Here is a 19,605-nt window from a genome sequence, read left to right on the forward strand (position 1 = left end):
CCTTCCGGCGTCGACGCCCCGGGATTGAAGTGCGGTGCGTATTGCGGGACCCGTCTACATGCAGGCTGCGAATGGGCGAGTCTCCGCGAATGCGTGGGGATGGGCTATGTCAGTCCACACGGCAAGATTCTTACCCTGGTTGCCCGAAAGCCCGGCGAACCCTCAGTGCGCGGGCGAGATGATCGCGTTGCTCGATGACCAACCTGCGCAACGCGGCCGGCGCCCATTCGTGCGCGGACAGCCAGGCATCGGCTGCATCCGTCGACTCCTGCTGAGGAAAGAGGCCGACGACGAGCCGTCGTGCGATCTCGATGCTGCGCGTGGACCACAGTTCTGCGATGGCGTCGAAATAGAGGTCGTCGTACTGGGCGAGCAGGTCTCGCCGTCCACCTGCTCGCAGTCCGGTTACGGTGGCGTCGACCGCGTCGTTGGACAGTTCGGTCGACTCCGTCAGATCGGACCACGCTCGGGCCTTTGCTTCCGCGGTCGGCTGTGCTGCGACCGCGGCTCGGTGCGAATTCAGTCCGGAAGCCGTTTTGTCGTTGTGCAATTCGGCATCCAGAGATGCCCTGGAAGTGTGGCCGAGGGCGCTCAGCGAACGAATCAGCATCCACCGTTGCTCTGGATCCAGTTCGAGGCCTTCGATGGGCAGGGTGCCGTCGACAAGTCGTTCGATCTGCCCGGCGCGGGCGTCCGACGCCTGGGATGCGGCCGCGACTGCTCGTAGCCACACGATCTGTCCATCGCTGCCGGGGTCGGACGTCTCGAGTTGGCTCCAGCAGGTGGAAATCCATGTCTGCGAAGCGGTGTCGGGATCGTCGAGATAGTGGTCGATCGCATACTGAACGTTGGCAACGACAGCGCTGGCAACACCCACCTTCGTCTCGGAACCCGCGAACTTCGATGCGATCTCGACGTAGGTAGTGGGGTCCAGGTCGGCGTCGCGGGTGGAGTTCCACAGAGCCGACCAGATCAAGCCGCGCGCGAGAGGATCCGCGACGCGATCGAGTGACGATTCGATCGTTGCGAGCGAGGAGGCGTCGAACCGCATTTTCGCGTAGGTCAGGTCGTCGTCGTTGAGGAGAGTCAGTGCGGCGCTGGGCAATTCGATCGGCGTGCTCGCCGCGCTGATGTCGATCTCGCGACGGTGGACGCGAACCAAGTTGCCTTCTGAATCCTCGTCGTACAGGCCGATCGCGAGCCGGTGTGGTCGTGGGTCGGTCTGTTCGATTGCCGAGCCGGTGCATGACAGCGTCGACACCCCGGTCGTCTGCAGCCACGCTGCGGCCCAGTCGTCGAGATTGCGACCGGATGCCGCCGATGCATGGATGAGTAGATCTGCGAGCGTCGTATTACCGTAGGCGAATTCGGCGAAGTACCTGCGCGAGGCTTCGAAGAACGCGTCCTCTCCGACATACGCCGCGAGCTGTTTGAGCACGCTCGCGCCCTTGGCGTAGGTGATGCCGTCGAAGTTCAATTTCGCGGCTTCGAGATCAGGGATGTCGGCGACGATCGGATGTGTCGTCGGGAGTTGATCCTGCAGGTAGGCCCACGCTTTGCGGCGATTCGCGAAGCTCACCCATGCGTCGGTGAATCGCGTCGCATGCGCAGACACGAAGGCGCCCATGAAGTCGGCGAACGATTCCTTCAGCCACAGATCATCCCACCACTCCATCGTGACGAGGTCACCGAACCACATGTGGGCCATTTCGTGAAGAATCGTATTGGCGCGCTGCTCGTACTGTGCTTCCGTTGCAGCCGAACGGAATACGTAGGACTCGGTGAACGTGACGAGTCCCGGGTTCTCCATCGCTCCCAGGTTGTACTCGGGTACGAAGATCTGGTCGTACTTGCCGAAGGGGTAGGGCAAGCCGAATTTGTCGTGGTAGAAATCGAGCCCCTGCTTGGTGATCTCGAAGATGTCCTCGGGGTCGAAGTACTCCGCGAGCGAGGATCGGCACAGTGCCGCCAACGGGACGGTCAATGTGCCCCTGGACCAGGTTGATTCCGCCCGGTGGTACGGGCCTGCGGCGACTGCGGTGATGTACGTCGAGATCGGGAGCGTCGGCTCGAAGGTGACCGTCTGGCCGGAACGGTTGCCGCTTCGGTTCGACAAGACTTCCCAGCGCTCGGGTGCCGTGACCTGAAAAGTGAACGGAGCCTTGATGTCCGGTTGTTCGAAGTTCGCGAACACCCGTCTCGCATCGGCGGGCTCGTACTGGGTGTAGAGGTACACCTCGTCGTCGACCGGGTCGACGAAGCGGTGCAGACCCTCCCCGGACCTGCTGTACCTGCCGAGGGCATCGACGACGACGGTGTTGTGGCGGCCCAGTCCGACGAGCTGAATCCGGGAGCCGTCGTGGTCGACGGGGACAGGCGTGCCGTCGATAGTTACCGACAGAACCTCCGGGCCGATGAAGTCGAGCCACGTCGCTTCGGTGCTGGCGTCGAACGTGATGGTTGTTCGTGTGCCGAAGCTGTCTCGCTGGGCATCGGCTGCGCTCCGCAGGTCCAACTCGACGCGATAGGCGACGTTGGAGATGTGCCGTGATCGACGTCGGGTCTCGGTCCGGGAGAGGTTCGCGGTGTTCACGACTTCCAGGGTATGCGGCGTCACCGGTTCGCACCGGCGCGTCAATCAAGGTTGACGAAACTGGTTTGTCAACGTACGTTGACGTTCATGACGGAAGCAACGACACTCGCGGCCGCAGCAGGTAGCCCGGATCCGAAGGAGGGCCTTCGGGCCGTCCTCGCGCTCCGCCGGTTACTCGAGCGGCTGGAGGCGATTCAGGTGCGCAACGCGCGACGGCAGGGGTGGTCATGGCAAGCGATCGCCGACTCGCTCGAAGTGAGCAAGCAAGCCGTGCACAAGAAGCACAACGGAAACTAGGAGCGCGAAGATGTTCGAGAAGTTCACCAGTGATGCGCGTGAGGCCGTCATCGCAGCCCAGAGGGAAGCGCGGCACCTGAAGGCAACGCGAATCGAACCTGTTCATGTTTTTCTGGGTGTCATCGCATCCGCGAAACCTGGGCTCCGCGGCGTGTTGGACGGTGAGGGGTACACCTCCGAGTCGGTGAGATCGAAGCTGTCCGACGGGATTGCGCTGGGTGATGGTGATTCGAAGGCGCTGGAATCGATTGGCATCGACCTCGATGCGGTCCGCGCGAGCCTCGAGGCCACGTTCGGTGAAGGTGCGCTCGACCGACCTGCCGATGAGAAGAAGGGGTGGCTGCGTCGAAAGTCGGGGCACATCGCTTTCGCGCCCAACGCGAAGAAGGTATTGGAGCTGGCGTTGCGTGAGGCCATCGCGCACAAGGATTCGGAAATCCGCTGTGAGCACCTGCTGCTCGGCCTGATTCGAGGCGCTGACGACGGCTTCCTCGACATCGTGCGTCAGCCTGATCGGCTGCGTGAGCGGATCGAATCCCTGGTCCCCTAGTGGCGCGGTTGAGCGCACGCCAGTGCACTCAACCGCGCCACTGGAGCGGAGCGACCGCGGCCACTGGAGCGGAGCGACCGCGCCACTGGAGCGGAGCGACCGCGAGAGCCCGACCACCATCCATGGCTACCGCGGCCCTCACCACCTAGGGTGTCTGGCATGACATTTCTCGTACGGCTCGTCATCAATGCAGTCGCGATCTGGCTTGCAGCGCAGTGGGTCGGCGGAATCGACCTCGCCAGCTCCGGCCGTGGCACCGGCTGGGATTTGATCGTCCTCGCGGGAGTTGCAGCGGTGTTCACCATCGTGAATGCCTTCATCAAGCCGGTGGTGCAGTTGCTGTCGCTGCCGCTTCTGATTCTGACGCTCGGGTTGTTCACCCTCGTCATCAATGCCCTGATGTTGATGTTGACGGCGTGGATCTCGACGGCAACAGACTACGGACTGTTGATCACCGGATTCGGAGCCGCATTCTGGGGTGCACTGATCATCTCGATCGTGAACTTCTTGCTGGGGGCATTCGTTCCCGACAAGCGCTAGGCGAACGCCAGCGCACCTCCGGTCGAGAGACCCCACACCAACATTGCGAGCCCGGAATCGCGGAGGGCCGGTATGAGCGCCAACCCTGTCGCGCCCGTTCGTACCGGTTTGTTCGCCCGAGCGGCGAGGGGGAGCGCGATGAGCGCGACGAGCGCCCACGGAGTGCGGGCCACGAGCGCCACGGTGACCGCGAACGGTACGACCATCAGCGCCAGGTGCAACAGCCGGGTTCGGGTGTCTCCCAACCGCACGGCGAGAGTGTGCTTTCCGGAATCCGGGTCGGTGTCGATGTCGCGCAGATTGTTGGCGACGAGCACCGCGCTGGAGAACGACCCGACTGCCACGGCTGCGACGAGGCCCGCCCAGTCGACCCGGCCTGCTTGAACGAACTGGGTGCCGAGCACCGCGACCAACCCGAAGAACACGAACACCGCGACCTCACCGAGTCCGCTGTACCCGTACGGTTTCGCCCCTCCGGTGTAGAACCACGCGCCCGCGATGCACACGACACCGATCGCGACGAGCCACCATGCCGACGTCGCCGCCAGCGCCAGCCCCGCGACGGCTCCGACGGCGAAGCAGCCGATGGCGGCAGCTTTCACAGCCTGCGGAGATGCGAGGCCTGATCCGACGAGCCGCAAAGGGCCAACCCGCTCGTCGTCGGTTCCGCGGATACCGTCGGAGTAGTCGTTGGCGAAATTGACGCCGATGATCAGTGCCAGCGATACGACGAGTGCCAACAACGCCTTCCACCACACCGCGCCGTCGAGCGAGGCTGCGGCGCCGGTGCCGACGAGGACGGGTGCAATCGCATTCGGGAAGGTTCGCGGGCGTGCGCCCTCGATCCAGTGAGCTGTCGTGGCCATTGCATGATCTTTGCGTATCGCAGACTGCCCGTCTGCACGAGGTACGACGCTGCCACGAGGCACCGAGTCGCTCAGGGCAACGGCAAACGCGGAAGTGCTGGTAGCTGAATCTGAGGCAGCTGAATTTGCGGGAGTTGGAACGGAGCCGGTGCCGGAGCAGGGGCCGGAGGCGGAGGTGCGTACGGCGCCACGTATGCGTCGGTGTCGTATCGCGCAACGTATGGAGTCGGCGCATGGGGATCGGGGCTCGGAGGGACGGTCGTCGTTGCCACCACCGGAGCCGAGGTAGGTGCCGTCGATGTCGCTGCCGGCCGATCGGACGCCGTGACTCTCGTCGTCGACGCCGTCTCTGCGATGGTGGTGACAGGGGTGCCGGCCACAGAACGGTCGGCACTTGCATCCGGCCACAACATCCACGACAGCAGACCGATGGCGACGATCGACGGTAGGCCGAACCTGAGGAGCGGCGTCAGCAGAGTTCTTGCGTTGCGCCTGGCTGCGGTCGGCGTCGGCGGTCGGGCCTCGTCGACCCGCGTCGCGTAGAGCGCTGCGCCTTCGGCGCTGAGCAACTCTGGGTTTTCCGGCACGATCACCGGGATGTGCAGATAGCGACGCAGCACGTCCTGGACGAGCGGAATCCGAGAGCCACCACCGATCGCGACGACGACCTCGGGTGGGATTTCCGACATCTCCGCCAGATCGCGCAGCGCGATTGCGGATCGCTCGGCCGGTCGGATGATCTGTAGGTCGAACATACGACGGTCCATGAGCCGGAACTGTCCGTCGGAGGTCTGCGTCGCCTCGTGTGTGGAGAGCGCTTCCTTGATCTCCTTGCTGAACTCGAGCAGCGAGGCCTCTTCCTCTTGGTTGCGAGGTACCGCGAGGATGTCGAGAGTCAGAAGGTGTTCGCGGACAGCCCAATCGATGGAGGAACCGCTGAGTTCGGACGACCGCGTCGTCGCGTAGACGGTTCCGCTGTCGATGTCGGCGACGGTCATCTCCAGGCCGGTCGCTCCCAGGTCGTACAGCGCGACCGTGCGGTACTTGAACCCCGGGTCCGACCGTAGCTTCTCGATCGTCCCGGCAATCTCCGAGATGATGTGCACTTCCGAGACGTACTCCTCGACCAGGGCGGTCTTGAGAGCGGCGCTGTAATCGGGATCGGGGAACGCCACGCCGAGTGAATGGGGGGCATCGGGCCGATCGACGATCGCGCGAATTGCGTGCGCAACGTCCTCGGCATCGGGTACCGGACCAGCCGACGGGAACCACTCGGCCGCGAACGACCGCCCGTCGGTGGTCCGGACCGCGCGTATCCCGCTGGTGCCCATGGACATGCCGACTGACGAAACCATCGCTGCTCGTGGCCTCCCATCCCCTGACAGCACGTCGCATCCGCCGCGGCGTACGTCTCCTCGGGCCTCACCATACCGTCTCACGGTCTGTTTTCCGACTCATAACCGACTGAAAGGCGATTGTGGTGACCCTAGCGCCTGGTCGCCGACGGTGTCTGGCCGGTCGAACGACGCAGGTGGGGGTTAGAGGGGTAACTCCGTCTCGGTGAGCCCGGGACCACCGCCTACCCGTCGGAACCACTCCCGGCCGAATGCTGTCTGCAGCATCTCGAGAGGCATTTCGAGGAACGGACCGAAGTCGCCGATCTGAGTTGCGTGCGCCTGCATCGCCCGACGTTTTGCATCCATGACCGAACCGACGTCGACGATGGTCGTGATCTCGGATTCGGGCAGTCCGAAGGAGTCCATGTCGGGGGGACTGTTTTCTTCGGACCAGTTCGGATTCGCCTCGACGAGTGCCCTCAAGTGATCACGATTGGTGGTTGTCTCGTAGACGTTTTTCGTGCCCGCGATCTCGGCCGCGCGGAGCCCCACGACGTGGACCGCGATGTGGTCGGGGTGCCCGTACCCACCGTTCGGGTCGTAGATCGTCAGAACGTCGGCGTTCTCCTCGTTCAACACCGCAGCCAGCTTGCCGGCCGCGTCCTCGACGTCGGCGTTGCAGAAAGCGTCGGGATTGCCGTTCTCCGGAGTCCCTGCCATGCCCGAGTCGAGGTAGTGCAGCATCACTATTCGACTCACCCCGAGAATGTCCGCCGATTCGGCCAGCTCGGACCGCCGTCGTTCGGCGAGTGTTTCACCGTCGGACAGGATGCCGTCGGGAAACTCGCCGAGGGCACCGTCGGTAGCGGTGACGAGTACTACTCGATGGCCTGCGTCGGCCGCGAGGCGCATGACGCCGCCCGTATTGAAAACCTCGTCGTCGGGATGGGCGTGAAAGCAGACCAGTGTGCTCATGTACGAATGCTTGCACGGTGTCCGTCGGCTGTCTCACTTGCAGGTTCACCGATGAGGTGCCAGCGTCTGCAACACCGCCCGCAGCCGAGCGCGATCCAGCTTGCCGGGCCCCCGCATCGGGAGCGCATCGACCAGGTACAGCTCGCGGGGAGCCGCCGTCGGATCCAACGTCAGTGCAACGTGTTCCCGCAGCTCGGCCAGCGTCACGGCCGAAGACGCAACGACTGCTGCGACGACTCGCTGGCCGAGCCTGGTGTCGTCGAGACCCGCGACGGCGCACTCGCGCACCGCAGGATGCGTCGCGAGCGCGGCTTCGACGACCTGCGGCACCACCGTGAGACCGCCGGTGGAGATGGCTTCGTCGAGCCTGCCCTCGATCGACAGAACACCGTCCGTCAGCCGACCTGCATCGTCGGTGCGGAACCATCCGTGCTCGGCGAACGCCGGATGGTCCGGCCAGCCGCGGTACCCGAGCGCCACGGTCGCCCCGCCCAGCACGACGCGACCCGAATCGATGTGCCCAGAATCGATGCGGAGACGCGTGCCGTCCAAGGGCACGCCGTCGTAGACGCATCCGCCCGCTGTCTCGCTCATGCCGTAGGTCCGGACGATCGAGATGCCGGCCGCGACGGCTCTCTCCCGCAATGGAACCGGAGTCGCCGCGCCCCCGAGCAGCACGGCGTCGAACTGCGTCAGCGCCTCGGTCGCAGCGGGATCGTCGAGAGCCTTGACCAGCTGTGTGGGCACCAGGGAGGTGTACCGGCGGCCGGACATCCGAGCGACTGCAGCCGGTAGTTCCGAGGGGTCGAAACCCGCACCGACGTCGAGAATCACCGGATCTGTGTTCGCGAGCACGCTGCGCAGTAGCACCTGCATCCCGGCTATGTGGTGGGCGGGCAGCGCGAGGAGCCACGTTCCGGGACCGCCGAGGCGATCGTGCGTCGCGTTTCCGCTCGCCCGCAGCGCAGACGCCGACAGCATGGCGCCCTTGGGTGTGCCGGTGGTGCCGGACGTCGCGACGACGAGGGCCGCAGCTGCTTCGATCTCGGTTCCCGGGACCAGCGCGTCACGTAGCCGCTGTGCCTCGCGCTCGTCGGTGGCAGGAACCGGCAACACCGCGGGTGAAGCGCCGGCCAGAACGGAGACGAGCCGCGGCAGGATCTCGGCCGCGGCGTCGCCGGTAGGAATCTGCAGTTCTTCGAGCATGTTCACAGGCTCGACACTAGATCGTGAACGGATCCGCGACCTCGTCGAAGCAGTGACGCCAGAGGCAGCTTCAGGTCAGTTCGCTGAAGCGTTCGGTGTCGCGGACTTGGCCCGAAACGATGATGGTGTCACCGGCAGCGATCACCGTGTCTGCGGTGGCGTAGGTGAAACCCTCACCTGGACGTTTGATCGCGACCACGGTGACCTTGTGCTTGGTTCGGATTGCACTCTGACCGAGCTTGTCTCCGATGAGGAACGACGGCGGCGAGGTCTTGACCATTGCGAACCCGTCGTCGAACTCGATGTAGTCCATCATCCGGCCTCGCACGAGGTGGGCGACTCGCTTGCCCATGTCGTGTTCGGGCCGGACAACGTGATGAACGCCGATCTGATTCAAGATCTTTGCGTGGGCGTTGCTGATCGCCTTGGCCCAAATGTTGGTGACGCCCAGGTTTATCAGTGCGGACGCAGTGAGCAGACTCGCTTCGAGGTCGGATCCGATCCCCACCACGGCACGGTCGCATTCGTGGACCGACAGCTGCCGTAACGACTCCTCGTCGGTAGTATCTGCGACGGCGGCATGGGTAAGGCGATCGGAAACTCGTTGGACGACGGCCTCGTCGGTGTCGACGCCGAGGACCTCGGTGCCCTGTGACATCAGCTCGAGTGCGAGGGACTTGCCGAAGCGGCCGAGGCCGAGGACGGCGCCCACGTCGGAGGACGGTTTCCTAGCCAATGAACGGCCTTTCCTTGGGAAGTGCGTACCGGCGGTCGCGCTCTCGTGCGGCAAGGGCGCTGACGAGGGTAATCGAGCCGATGCGCCCCAAGTACATCAGGACAACCAGAATCAGTTGGCCCCATGCGGGCAGTTGGGCGGTGATGCCTGTGGACAGCCCCACGGTTGCGAATGCGGACACGACCTCGAACAACAGCACGTCGAGGTCGAAGTCCGTTCCCGCCAGAAGAGCCACCACCGGGATCATCACCAGCGCGACGCCCACGAGTGCCACTGTCAGTGCCTGGCGTTGAACTCGTGCGTCGATTTGCCGGTCGAATACCGTCACGGCTCGATCGCCGCGGACTTCGGCGATGATCACGAACAGCAGTATCGCGAACGTGGTGACCTTGATTCCTCCAGCAGTTCCGCCGCTGCCGCCGCCGATGAACATCAATACGTCTGTGACCAGCAAAGTGGCGTTGTCGGCCTGGGCATAGTCGATGCTGTTGAAACCGGCGGTGCGCGGCATGATTCCTTGGAACGCCGCGACGAGGAGTTTGCTCCCGAATCCGAATTCGGTCAGGGTGCGGGACCATTCGAGCGCTAACACCAGAACCGGGCCGACTACGAGTAGGACGGCGGTGACGGACAGTGTCAGTCGGGTGTGCAGCGACCATCGCCGCTGGGAACGCCGTCGCATATGACGATAGATTTCGAAGAGCACCGGAAAACCGAGACCGCCCAGTACCACTGCGACCAGCAACGGGATGCATATCCAGGGGTCGGTGGCGAAGCCGATCATGTTGTCGCTGAACAGGGCGAATCCGGCGTTGTTGAACGCCGAGACGGAGTGGAAGATCCCCAGCCAGAGCGCACGGGTCGGTGATTCGCCGTAGCCCACGGCGAAGCGGACAGCTAGTGCGACGGCGACGGTCGCTTCGATGATGACGCTGGTGCGGGCAACTCCGATGACGACGCTTCGGACGTCGCCGAGCCCCGAGGTTCGTACTTCGGCGGCAGCGTTGAGTCGACCCCGCAGGCCGATTCGGTCGGCGAGTATCAAACCGACCAGCGACGCAATGGTCATGATTCCGAACCCGCCGATTTGGATGAGGGCGAGGATGACCCCTTGGCCGAATCCGGACCAGTGTGTCGGTGTGTCGACGACGATCAGACCGGTCAGGCTCATGGCCGACGTCGCCGTGAACAACGCACCCAGCACGTCGGTATCGCTAGCGAGTTCAGTCGCGGCCGGAAGCATCAACAACCCCGTGCCGACTGCGATGGCAGCAGCGAAGCCCAGTGCGACCAACCGCACCGGGGTCAGTTTCGCCATCACTTTCGACCGGGGCACCTGCTTGAACTCGCCTGAGGCACTCGTCACCGGACGTAGCGTACTGGTCGGTGACGCGCTCGATCAGAATCGATCGGTCGGCCGGAGTCGGGGGACTGACCATGCTTTGTCCTGCGGACCCGCACAGAGAAACCAAATCGACCCAGTTCACGTGTGCGCACTTGCGCACACGTGTGTATGTTTTGAGTATGCCCGCAGCACCGTCCGAGACGAGCCACGTTCTCGCGATTCCGGCGTTCCGCCGCCTGTTCACCGCTCAGGTGGTCGCTCTGGTGGGCACAGGGTTGCTCACGGTGGCGCTGGGTTTGTTGGCGTACGACATCGCCGGTAGCTCCGCAGGCGCTGTGTTGGGCACTGCGCTCGCCATCAAGATGGCTGCCTATGTCGGTGTCGCGCCGATTGTTTCGGTGTTGACGGACCGGCTACCACGCAAGGGAGTTCTGGTCGCGGCGGATGCCGTACGCGCGGCGACCGCGCTGGCGCTGCCGTTCGTCGATCAGGTGTGGCAGGTGTACGTACTGATTTTCGTTCTGCAGGCGGCGTCGGCGACGTTCACCCCAACCTTCCAGGCCGTCATTCCGTCCGTCGTCCAGGACGAGGACCAGTACACGCGAGCACTGACGCTCTCGCGACTCGCGTACGACCTCGAATCCTTGTTGAGCCCGCTCCTCGCCGCCGTACTGCTGACGGTCATCAGCTTCCACACCTTGTTCGTCGGCACGTCCCTTGGGTTCGTGATCTCCGCGGTGATGGTCCTCGGAACAACTCTGCCGAAGTATGTTGCGCCCGAACGAGGTGAACCGTTCATGGATCGCGCGACAACCGGTGTCAGAGCGTTCCTCGTCAACCCTGCCTTGCGTGGTTTGCTGGCTCTGAATGTGGTCGTCGCGTCCGCGACAGCGCTGGTCGTGGTCAACACCGTGGTCTACGTCCGCGATCTGTTCGGCGGTTCCAACAGTGGAGTCGCCATCGCATTGGGCTTCTACGGCGCGGGGTCGATGGCGGCCGCGTTGTGCATTCCCATAGTCCTGACATTCATATCGGATCGACGCCTGATGCTCACCGGCGCTGTGGTCACTGTCGTCGGGACCGCAGCGGCAGCCATCGTGGCTGCGACCGCCTCGGGCGGGACTGCGGGTTGGATCCATCTCGGCTTGGTGTGGACAACACTGGGCGCGGGAACTTCGATGATCAGCACCCCGTCAGCCCGGGTGCTGCGCCGCGAATCCGACGACGGGTCGCGTACGTCGATCTTCACGGCTCAATTCTCACTGTCACACGCTGCGTTTCTCATCACGTACCCGGTGGCGGGGTGGATTGGCGCGCAGATCGGCCAGGTCGTAGCAGCGATAGCTCTATCGGTCTTGGCTACACTTGCAGCACTGTCCGCAGCGCGACTGTGGAGTGGCTCCGTATCTCGGTCGTCGCCTCCGCGTAGGGAGACCATCTTCGATGCCAGCACCGGAACATGAGCCGCAGATCAGTCTGGACCACGCGGTCGAACCCGACGTCGCGCGACTGACCACGGCCAGCGACGCCTTCCGGATGCTGTCCGACCCCACCCGGCTGCACATCCTGTGGCTACTCGACCGCGGTCCTGCGGATGTGAGCGCGCTGACCGCTGCCACCGGAGCCTCCCGCACCGCAGTGAGCCAGCACCTGGCCAAACTGCGCTTCACCGGCATGGTCGATACCCGCAAGGACGGCCGCAACGTCATCTACCGACTCAGCGACGGACACCTGGCCCGTCTCGTCCGCGAGGGGCTCAACTTCGCCGACCACAAGGTCACCGGCGAACCACCCCACGAATAGACCGGTCCCGCTGTGGAACAGTGGAAGGCGTGGAATTCGATGACGCGGTCGCGGCTGCATTGTCGTACCTCGATTCGGTGGATCCAGCGTCGGCGGCGGATGCGCAGATCGGGTGGGACGGACTGCGGAGCATCTCGCCCCGGAGCGGCCCGACGCAGAACTCGGTGCAGACATTTCTGTGGTCCCGGCTCGTGGACGTCACGGACGACTCGGCACGCGCATGGGACATTGCGCAGGCATTGGCCGACCTGCTGGACCGGCTCGGACACTCCAGATATGCGGACATCGCGCGCAGCGCTACGACGCGGGCAATTCTGCTCGGTGATGACACCGGCAGCGGCGAAGACGAAGCAACGAGGCAGCAGCGTGTCCTCGACGCCGTCGAAGACTCCGGAATCGGCCCTGAGGACACGGATCTGATCACCTGGCTGGACGACCGCGCCGGCGTCGAACGCTCGGTGGCCGATCTCATCAGTGAAACTCTCGAAGTTGCTGCTGTGGCAGGGGAATTCGCGCCGACGCGGCAGGGTGGCCGGCCACCGCGCCCCGCGGCTCAGGTGGCCAAGCGAAGGCAACTGACCGATTCGGTACTGCGGTCGGAGCGTGCGGGCGGAGTACTGCTCGAGCAACTACTCGATCACCGGATCGCACTGTGGACGCGATACAGCCCACCCAGAGCCGAGCTTTATCGCGACCTGTCCGTGCCGCTGCACGATGCCGCCGAACCGGCGTACTCGTGTGTCCGCAGGCTCGAAGGCTTGCTCGGCATCGTCGGCGACGGAATCACGCTCGACGAGCGGGGCTACCTCCCGGGAGCCGTCGTCGAACGCGCCGTCGGCACCCTGTGGACGCCGCGGGAATGGCCCTTTCCCACGGGCGAAGAACTCGACACCGAGCCAGTACTGCGTATTCGACGGTTGTTGCTGCGGCTCGGGTTGGTCCGTAAACACCATGGACGACTGCTCCCGACCGCCCGCGCCCGCGGAATGAGTGCGGACCGGATGTGGCGAATACTCGTGAGCCGAACCATCGGCACCGTGTACCACCCCGACACGATTGCTGCGGAAGTCGTGCTCGCCGAGGTCGCCCGTGGTCGACGCCCGGAGGGCTCGAGTGAGCTGCTCACCGAGCTGCTCACCGCTGAGGGGTGGTCGCACGTCGGTGGAACGCAGGCCGCACACGCCGAACAACCACTCGGCGACGGTGTGTTGGCCGATCTGACCGCGCTCGGCGCTCTGTCCTACGCCGGGGCGGGACGCGCCGACGCGGTTGTCTCGCCAGACGGATCGCGACTCGCTGCGGCCCTGCTCCGGCACCGGTTGCTACACACCCGGCTTCCATCCGTCTGACGACACGCTGGCGCGGACGCAGTCCGCGGCTAAGCTGACGTTCGGCCGCGCCATGCTCGGGGGTGGCCCGCGGAGCCTCGATTGGAGACGCAGGTGGAAGATGATTCAACCTTGCCGAACCGTCGATCGCAGACGCGCAGACAGAGCGACTCGGCTCGCCGCTATCTCGACCTCGAAGCGACTACCCCTGCGCTGCGTTCCACGGTAGAACTTGCCGCGCGAAGCGTCGGGTTCGCCATCGCGCAGCTCAACGTCCTCGACGAGACAACCCAATACACGCTCGTGAACATCGGCGGACCGCCTGTGTCTGCGGTCGAACGTTCCACGACGTTGTGCGACGACGTCGTGCGGTCCGAGAAGCCTGCAGTCGTCACCCGCAACCGAATCGACGCCACCGTCCGTCAGCGCAACATCCTCGACCAGAACGGGATTGCGGCCTACGCGTCGGTTCCGCTCCGAGGCCGCGAAGGACTGGTGATCGGTTCACTGTGCTTGCTCGACCGGATGCCGCGTGAGTTGAGCGAGGGGCAACTACAGGAGCTCGAACAGTACGGGTCGGTTCTCGAAGAACAACTCGACCTGCATCGGCGAGTGGGCTCGACCTCGGCCAAACTGGACAACGACCACGACTTGGCCGGTGCGTTGGATGCGGGCCAGATCGTGCCGTGGTTCCAGTCGGTGGTGGATCTGCGTACCGGTTTCACCATCGGATTCGAGGCTCTTGCGCGGTGGCATCATCCGACGAGAGGGCTCGTGTCACCCGTCGACTTCGTTCCGTTCGCCGAGTCGAGCGAGTTGATCATCGACATCGACCTCGAAGTCCTCCGACTTGCGGTGAAGGAGGCGCAGGTGTGGCACGAGTATCAGCCGGACCTGAGGCTCAGCGTCAACATGTCCGGCAGGCACCTTGCACATCCTGATGCCGTCGCGCAGCTTCAGAGCGCCGTTGCCCACTCCACCGTGTCGCCGCGCCATATCTTGCTCGAACTGACCGAGACATCGTCGGTCAGCGACGGCCCCCTCATCCGTAGACACATCGACGACGTGCACGCTCTTGGATTTCAAGTGTTGCTCGACGATTTCGGTTCCGGTTGGTCCTCGCTCGAGCGTCTTGTCACCCTCGAGCCGGACGGCATCAAGATCGACGCCCAACTGACCAAGTTCATCGATACCGATCGTGGTCGGGCGCTGGTGCGCGCACTGTCCTCGGTCGCACACGATCTCGGGTTGGTCATGGTCATGGAGGGCATCGAGACCCCCAAGCAAGCCGAGATCGCGCTCGAACTCGGCTGCACTCTCGCGCAAGGATTTCTGTGGTCTCGCCCGCAATCGGCCTCGGCTGTCCGAAGGCTCGTGAGCGGCGTCGGCTAGCCGCGCACGTCGCACCGCAGGGGATGGTCGGCGGGGATCTCGACCAAGACGATCGGCACGCCGTCCGGGTCTCGAAGCCACAACTCGATCAGCCCCCAGGATTCCTGTTTCGCTTCGCGTTCGATCACTACATCGCGGCTCCGCAATTCCGCCGAGGCAGATTCGATGTCGCGGACTTGCAACCACAGAGCGCCGTCGAACCGCTGCGGTGACTCCGATCCTCCGTGCGCGGCTATCTCGAGCAAGGCTTGGCCGGCGAAGAAGACCGTTCCAGCGCCGTATTCGCGGTGTACGGCGAGCCCGAGACCGTCTCGATAGAAGGCGAGGGTCCGTTGGTAGTCGACGGGACGCAGAATCGTTCGGCCGCTCAGTATTTCCACGGCTCATCGATACCACACGTTCCGTGGGTCAGGGTGTCGCCTCGTGCCCAGGCTTACCGTGGGTGCGCCGCGACTCTTTCATTTCGGCCTCGAAGACGTGTCGTTTTCCATCCTGCAGTTCCTCACGGACCTGTTGCTCGTGGCTGCGGAACTCCGACCAGTACAGGTCGTCGAACTCCTCGACGATCTGAAAGGACCAGCGTCCGTCGACGACATTGCGTCCGATCAGCTCGGAGTTCAATCGATCGGCCTGCTCGGCGTGGCCGGCGTTTCGCAGCGCATCGACAGCCTCCCCGAGTTGTAGATCTGCGTGCCCGATCAGCTGATGAAACGAGTAGAGGTGGCCGCGGGCGCGTTCGATGGTTTCCAACGCTTCCGAGACTTTGCCGACGGCGGAAATCGATTCGTCCGACACCGTCGGAGGTCGACGGTGATCGGGCGACGGGGTCTGACGGTCTGTGCTCGTTCGGTTGTTGCTCATCGAATGGGTATTGCCGAAATGTGTGTTGTCGAAAACCTGTGGATCCAATGACGGTTCTAGATCAACGTCGTGACGACGCGATTCCCGCCCGCGGCTTTCGCCTCGTACATCTTGGAGTCCGCCACCCGAGCGGCGACGCGCACCGTGTCGGTACTGGTGTTCCACAGACTCGACTCCGCGTAGAGAATGGCTGCCCCGACACTCACCGTCACCGGGATGGTGTCGTTTTCTCCATGTAGTGCTCGTCGGATGCCGTGGATCAACGCGTCGATGTGCAGTCTGGAGGTGACGACGGCGGCCAGGTATTCCTCGCCGCCGGTGCGTCCGAGAACGCCGTATCGTGCGACATGCGAGGTCAGACGCTCGGCGACGGAGCAGATGACGGCGTCTCCGGCGTCGTGCCCGTGAATGTCGTTGACGGACTTGAAGTTGTCGATGTCGACCACCACGACGGCTGCGCACTGACCCTCTCGTCGACCCTGCGCCCACAGGTCCTCGAGCGCGGCGTCGAGACCTCGGCGATTGAGCAGTCCCGTCAGCGGATCGAGAACGGAACTGCGCGCGTCGGCAGACAGCGTGGTGAGGAAGATGTGCGTGGTGACCGGAACACTCATGATGGCGATCAGGACCACGTCGGCCTGGACGAAAAGAGTAAGCGTCTCCATCTCGCCTCGGAGGTACAGCGCTGCGGTGAACGTCAGAGCGACGGCGGAGGTGAACACGAGGTGGGTCACCACCCACCGAGGGCTCAGGAAGAACGTGACGAACGCGCCGATCACTGCGAACAGGACACAGCCGATCAGTGCGTACTGCAGATCGAACACCGACAGTGTGGCCGCGACGCCGACGTCCGCGTAGATGGCGAAGGCGACGACGCCGAGGCGTCCGGGAAACGGTCGGACGATCCACAGTGCCGCGATGACGAGGTTGACTGTGCACAGCGTCAGCGTCAGTGCCGTCGCAGCAGCTCCGGTCGGGCCGCCGTCCGCGAACAACGACACGAGCGACATGCCGCTGACATTGATCACCGACAAAGCCACGATGATCCCGATGATCTTTCCCGACGCGTGGGAGTTCTGAAACTCCTTCATCCACTCGTAGTCGTGCGGCTGGACGAACCACAAGGCGATCGCCGCCGCAGCACTGTCGGGCGCGCGACCGTGACGCGGGCGTGGCGAACGGGAAACGGACATCTTCCTCAGAAGTATCTGGGGAAAGGGGACCAGTCCGGGTCGCGCTTCTCGAGGAACGAGTCACGGCCTTCGACTGCTTCGTCGGTCATGTACGCCAGCCGAGTGGCCTCGCCGGCGAACAACTGCTGGCCGACCAAACCGTCGTCCTGCAGATTGAACGCGTACTTCAACATCCGCTGAGCCTGTGGCGACTTGGCGTTGATCTTCGCTGCCCATTCGATGGCCACGTTCTCGAGTTCGTCATGATCGACGACGCGGTTGACGGCGCCCATTCGATGCATCTCCTCGGCGGTGTACGTATCGCCGAGGAAGAATATCTCGCGAGCGAACTTCTGTCCCACCATCTTCGCGAGGTAAGCGCTTCCGTAACCTCCGTCGAAACTGCCGACGTCCGCGTCGGTCTGCTTGAACCGAGCGTGCTCGCGACTGGCCAGAGTCAGATCGCAGACGACGTGCAGGCTGTGACCGCCGCCCGCTGCCCAGCCGTTGACCAGGCAGATCACTACCTTCGGCATGAACCGGATGAGGCGTTGCACTTCGAGGATATGAAGTCGGCCTGCGCGCGCCTTGTCGACGGTGTCTGCGGTTTCGCCACCCGCATACTGGTAGCCACTGCGGCCACGAATTCGCTGGTCACCGCCCGAACAGAAGGCCCACCCCCCGTCTTTGGAGCTGGGGCCGTTGCCGGTCAGCAACACCGTTCCGACGTCGGAACTGACTCGAGCATGCTCGAGCGTCCGGTAGAGCTCGTCGACCGTGTGCGGGCGGAACGCATTTCGAATGTCCGGTCGATCGAACGCGATACGCACAGTGTCGTCGGTGACGTGTCGGTGATAGGTGATGTCGGTGAGGTCGTCGAACCCGGGAACGGTCTGCCAGAGCGAAGGAGTGAAGGTCACCTGCGCCACGATAGATCGTGGGGTTCTCCCGGTCGCGAATACCCGAGAAGCTGCCGCAGGTTACGGTGCTGGGATGAGCGAACAGGCAGGCCAGGACGAGTACGAGCACCACGGCGGGTTCCCCAAGTACGTCCCCGCCGACGTCGGGCCAGAATTCGGTCGCCTGGTCGAAGCGCTGCGCACGTTGCAGGATCTCGCGGTCAGCACCGCGCCGACACCGGAAGTGACCCTCGACCTCGCCGAACGGGTCGAAGCGATCAACGAGGAGCTGAAGTCGTTCCAGGTACCCGAGGGGCAGTCGCCCGCGGGACGCGTCATCACACTGCCCGGCCGCGGATCTCTGCTGATGCTGCCGTGGACCGTCGAGAAGTTCGACGCCGAGGGAGTGCGAAGCCGGGGTGTGTTCCGCCGGTTCCATCTCGGCGGCAACGGGGCCGCGCATGGAGGCACGCTGCCGCTGCTGTTCGACGACATGTTCGGAATGATCCAGCACGCCTACGGCCGGCCGATCAGCCGTACCGCGTACCTGCACATCAACTATCGCAAGATCACCCCGCTCGACACCGAACTCGTGATCGAGGGCAACGTCGACCGCGTCGAAGGTCGCAAGACGTTCATCAGCGCGGTGTTGAAGGACACGGAAGGGAACGTCCTCGCTGACTGCGACGCACTGATGGTCCAGCTGTTGAAAGGTCAGCCGTGATCCCGTCGCTCGATGAAGTCCTCGACGGATCGCACGTTCTCTCGCTGCCGATGCGCACCAAGTTCCGCGGCATCACCACGCGCGAAGTGATGCTCGTCCGCGGTCCCGCAGGGTGGGGTGAATTCTCGCCGTTCACCGAGTACGACGATCAGGAATCCTCCGCGTGGTTGCGTTCCGGGATAGAAGCGGCATGGGATGGACCCCCCGAGCCGCACCGCGAACGAGTCCGTATCAACGCGACCGTCCCCGCAGTCCCAGCGACGGAAGTTCCGGGCATCCTCGCGCGATACCCGGGCGTCGACACCGCGAAGGTCAAGGTGGCCGAAAAGGGACAGACGGTCGCCGACGACGTCGAGCGGGTTCGGGCCGTTCGTGCCGTCGTGCCGCGGGTGCGGGTCGATGCGAACGGCGGCTGGACCGTCGACGAGGCCGTCGAGGCCCTGTCGTTGCTTCTGGAGGACGGCGAACTCGAATACGCCGAACAACCGTGTGCGACGGTTCCCGAGCTCGTCGAGGTGCGTCGCCGACTACCGGGACTGCGGGTGGCAGCCGACGAGAGCATTCGGCGCGCCGAGGATCCGCTGCGCGTCGTGCGGGCTGGGGGCGCGGACGTCGCTGTCGTCAAGGTCGCACCGCTCGGCGGGATGCGAGCTCTGCTGGAACTGGCGGGTGAACTCGGTGAATACGGCGTGCCCGTCGTCGTGTCGAGTGCGCTGGATTCTGCGGTCGGAATCTCGGCCGGAATCGCTGCCGCCGCGGCGATCCCGAAGCTCGAGTTCGCGTGCGGACTCGGAACCGGCAGCTTGTTCGTCGACGACGTCTGTCCGGGCCAGGAACTCGTCGACGGAACTCTGCTCGCCGGCTCGGTCGAACCGGACTCGTCCAGGTTGGAAGCGTTGGCAGCATCGGACGAGCGTGTCCGGTGGTGGCACGAGCGAGTTCGGCGGACGTACGCGTTCCTGAACTGACCTACCTGCTGTA

At 64.2% G+C, this 19,605-nt stretch carries 20 protein-coding genes; 9 read left to right on the forward strand and 11 right to left on the reverse strand.

Annotation, left to right across the window (positions count from 1 at the left end):
* Positions 1 to 130: 130 nt before the first annotated feature.
* Positions 131 to 2,593, reverse strand: coding sequence for an aminopeptidase N (gene pepN / locus A2J03_RS18125; RefSeq protein ID WP_068376695.1), 2,463 nt, complete (start codon positions 2,591 to 2,593; stop codon positions 131 to 133).
* An 87-nt stretch (positions 2,594 to 2,680) separates the two neighbouring features.
* Here pepN and A2J03_RS18130 point away from each other — a divergent pair, with 87 nt between their 5' ends.
* From A2J03_RS18130 to A2J03_RS18140, 3 genes are all read left to right on the forward strand, one after another.
* Positions 2,681 to 2,890: a hypothetical protein gene (locus tag A2J03_RS18130; RefSeq protein WP_068376555.1), complete on the forward strand. Its 210-nt coding sequence runs from the start codon at positions 2,681 to 2,683 to the stop codon at positions 2,888 to 2,890.
* A 10-nt stretch (positions 2,891 to 2,900) separates the two neighbouring features.
* Positions 2,901 to 3,440: a Clp protease N-terminal domain-containing protein gene (locus tag A2J03_RS18135; protein ID WP_068376563.1), complete on the forward strand. Its 540-nt coding sequence runs from the start codon at positions 2,901 to 2,903 to the stop codon at positions 3,438 to 3,440.
* A gap of 159 nt (positions 3,441 to 3,599) precedes the next feature.
* Positions 3,600 to 3,980 carry a phage holin family protein gene (locus A2J03_RS18140; protein ID WP_068376566.1) on the forward strand — a complete coding sequence of 127 codons (381 nt, stop codon included), beginning with the start codon at positions 3,600 to 3,602 and terminating at the stop codon, positions 3,978 to 3,980.
* Here A2J03_RS18140 and A2J03_RS18145 read toward each other — a convergent pair.
* From A2J03_RS18145 to A2J03_RS18170, 6 genes are all read right to left on the reverse strand, one after another.
* Positions 3,977 to 4,846 (reverse strand): 1,4-dihydroxy-2-naphthoate polyprenyltransferase, encoded by an 870-nt coding sequence (locus A2J03_RS18145; RefSeq protein ID WP_068376569.1) that lies wholly within the window; start codon positions 4,844 to 4,846, stop codon positions 3,977 to 3,979. The two genes, A2J03_RS18140 and A2J03_RS18145, sit on opposite strands and share 4 nt — an antisense overlap.
* 71 nt (positions 4,847 to 4,917) lie before the next feature.
* The gene (locus A2J03_RS18150; protein WP_068376572.1) at positions 4,918 to 6,201 is read right to left on the reverse strand and encodes an Hsp70 family protein; all 1,284 of its coding nucleotides are present in this window, start codon (positions 6,199 to 6,201) and stop codon (positions 4,918 to 4,920) included.
* A 183-nt stretch (positions 6,202 to 6,384) separates the two neighbouring features.
* Complete coding sequence (locus tag A2J03_RS18155) at positions 6,385 to 7,158, reverse strand: PIG-L family deacetylase (RefSeq protein ID WP_068376575.1); 774 nt, start codon at positions 7,156 to 7,158, stop codon at positions 6,385 to 6,387.
* A gap of 45 nt (positions 7,159 to 7,203) precedes the next feature.
* Positions 7,204 to 8,364: an o-succinylbenzoate--CoA ligase gene (menE, locus tag A2J03_RS18160; RefSeq protein WP_442971376.1), complete on the reverse strand. Its 1,161-nt coding sequence runs from the start codon at positions 8,362 to 8,364 to the stop codon at positions 7,204 to 7,206.
* A gap of 70 nt (positions 8,365 to 8,434) precedes the next feature.
* Positions 8,435 to 9,100 carry a potassium channel family protein gene (locus A2J03_RS18165; RefSeq protein WP_082897917.1) on the reverse strand — a complete coding sequence of 222 codons (666 nt, stop codon included), beginning with the start codon at positions 9,098 to 9,100 and terminating at the stop codon, positions 8,435 to 8,437.
* A complete protein-coding gene (locus A2J03_RS18170; protein ID WP_068376701.1) occupies positions 9,093 to 10,418 on the reverse strand; it encodes a TrkH family potassium uptake protein in 1,326 nt (441 codons plus the stop codon). The genes A2J03_RS18165 and A2J03_RS18170 overlap by 8 nt, the downstream gene beginning before the upstream one ends.
* Positions 10,419 to 10,624: 206 nt before the next feature.
* On the opposite strand from A2J03_RS18170, the gene A2J03_RS18175 reads away from it, so the two are divergent.
* From A2J03_RS18175 to A2J03_RS18190, 4 genes are all read left to right on the forward strand, one after another.
* Positions 10,625 to 11,908, forward strand: coding sequence for an MFS transporter (locus A2J03_RS18175; RefSeq protein ID WP_068376704.1), 1,284 nt, complete (start codon positions 10,625 to 10,627; stop codon positions 11,906 to 11,908).
* Positions 11,889 to 12,248, forward strand: a complete 360-nt coding sequence (locus tag A2J03_RS18180) for an ArsR/SmtB family transcription factor (protein ID WP_068376580.1) — start codon at positions 11,889 to 11,891, stop codon at positions 12,246 to 12,248. Before A2J03_RS18175 ends, A2J03_RS18180 begins: the two co-directional genes overlap by 20 nt.
* 29 nt (positions 12,249 to 12,277) lie before the next feature.
* Complete coding sequence (locus A2J03_RS18185) at positions 12,278 to 13,597, forward strand: hypothetical protein (RefSeq protein WP_231912593.1); 1,320 nt, start codon at positions 12,278 to 12,280, stop codon at positions 13,595 to 13,597.
* A 93-nt stretch (positions 13,598 to 13,690) separates the two neighbouring features.
* Entirely contained in the window at positions 13,691 to 14,968 is a 1,278-nt protein-coding gene (locus A2J03_RS18190) for a sensor domain-containing phosphodiesterase (protein WP_068376594.1), read from the forward strand.
* Here the strand turns inward: A2J03_RS18190 and A2J03_RS18195 are convergent.
* From A2J03_RS18195 to A2J03_RS18210, 4 genes are read right to left on the reverse strand one after another with little or no spacing between them, the layout of a single operon-like run.
* A complete protein-coding gene (locus tag A2J03_RS18195; protein ID WP_068376597.1) occupies positions 14,965 to 15,348 on the reverse strand; it encodes a VOC family protein in 384 nt (127 codons plus the stop codon). The two genes, A2J03_RS18190 and A2J03_RS18195, sit on opposite strands and share 4 nt — an antisense overlap.
* A 28-nt stretch (positions 15,349 to 15,376) precedes the next feature.
* A complete protein-coding gene (locus A2J03_RS18200) occupies positions 15,377 to 15,829 on the reverse strand; it encodes a hypothetical protein (RefSeq protein WP_068376599.1) in 453 nt (150 codons plus the stop codon).
* Between the two features lie 56 nt (positions 15,830 to 15,885).
* Positions 15,886 to 17,022, reverse strand: a complete 1,137-nt coding sequence (locus A2J03_RS18205; RefSeq protein WP_082897918.1) for a GGDEF domain-containing protein — start codon at positions 17,020 to 17,022, stop codon at positions 15,886 to 15,888.
* A gap of 5 nt (positions 17,023 to 17,027) precedes the next feature.
* Entirely contained in the window at positions 17,028 to 17,921 is an 894-nt protein-coding gene (locus A2J03_RS18210) for a 1,4-dihydroxy-2-naphthoyl-CoA synthase (protein WP_068376602.1), read from the reverse strand.
* A gap of 73 nt (positions 17,922 to 17,994) precedes the next feature.
* Between A2J03_RS18210 and A2J03_RS18215 the strand changes: the two genes are divergently transcribed.
* A complete protein-coding gene (locus tag A2J03_RS18215) occupies positions 17,995 to 18,624 on the forward strand; it encodes a PaaI family thioesterase (RefSeq protein WP_068376709.1) in 630 nt (209 codons plus the stop codon).
* Positions 18,621 to 19,592, forward strand: a complete 972-nt coding sequence (locus tag A2J03_RS18220) for an o-succinylbenzoate synthase (protein WP_068376606.1) — start codon at positions 18,621 to 18,623, stop codon at positions 19,590 to 19,592. The genes A2J03_RS18215 and A2J03_RS18220 overlap by 4 nt, the downstream gene beginning before the upstream one ends.
* The last annotated feature ends 13 nt before the right edge of the window (positions 19,593 to 19,605 follow it).

This window comes from Rhodococcus sp. EPR-157 (assembly GCF_001647195.1).
Classification (GTDB): Bacteria; Actinomycetota; Actinomycetes; order Mycobacteriales; family Mycobacteriaceae; genus Rhodococcoides.

Bases quoted from the DNA above. Each gene is read 5' to 3' on its own strand.
- A2J03_RS18130 (WP_068376555.1), top strand. From the start codon at position 2,681: ATGACGGAAGCAACGACACTCGCGGCCGCAGCAGGTAGCCCGGATCCG.
- A2J03_RS18135 (WP_068376563.1), top strand. From the start codon at position 2,901: ATGTTCGAGAAGTTCACCAGTGATGCGCGTGAGGCCGTCATCGCAGCC.
- A2J03_RS18140 (WP_068376566.1), top strand. From the start codon at position 3,600: ATGACATTTCTCGTACGGCTCGTCATCAATGCAGTCGCGATCTGGCTT.
- A2J03_RS18145 (WP_068376569.1), bottom strand. From the start codon at position 4,846: ATGGCCACGACAGCTCACTGGATCGAGGGCGCACGCCCGCGAACCTTC.
- A2J03_RS18150 (WP_068376572.1), bottom strand. From the start codon at position 6,201: ATGGTTTCGTCAGTCGGCATGTCCATGGGCACCAGCGGGATACGCGCG.
- A2J03_RS18155 (WP_068376575.1), bottom strand. From the start codon at position 7,158: ATGAGCACACTGGTCTGCTTTCACGCCCATCCCGACGACGAGGTTTTC.
- menE (WP_442971376.1), bottom strand. From the start codon at position 8,364: ATGCTCGAAGAACTGCAGATTCCTACCGGCGACGCCGCGGCCGAGATC.
- A2J03_RS18170 (WP_068376701.1), bottom strand. From the start codon at position 10,418: ATGGCGAAACTGACCCCGGTGCGGTTGGTCGCACTGGGCTTCGCTGCT.
- A2J03_RS18175 (WP_068376704.1), top strand. From the start codon at position 10,625: ATGCCCGCAGCACCGTCCGAGACGAGCCACGTTCTCGCGATTCCGGCG.
- A2J03_RS18180 (WP_068376580.1), top strand. From the start codon at position 11,889: ATGCCAGCACCGGAACATGAGCCGCAGATCAGTCTGGACCACGCGGTC.
- A2J03_RS18200 (WP_068376599.1), bottom strand. From the start codon at position 15,829: ATGAGCAACAACCGAACGAGCACAGACCGTCAGACCCCGTCGCCCGAT.
- A2J03_RS18205 (WP_082897918.1), bottom strand. From the start codon at position 17,022: ATGTCCGTTTCCCGTTCGCCACGCCCGCGTCACGGTCGCGCGCCCGAC.
- A2J03_RS18215 (WP_068376709.1), top strand. From the start codon at position 17,995: ATGAGCGAACAGGCAGGCCAGGACGAGTACGAGCACCACGGCGGGTTC.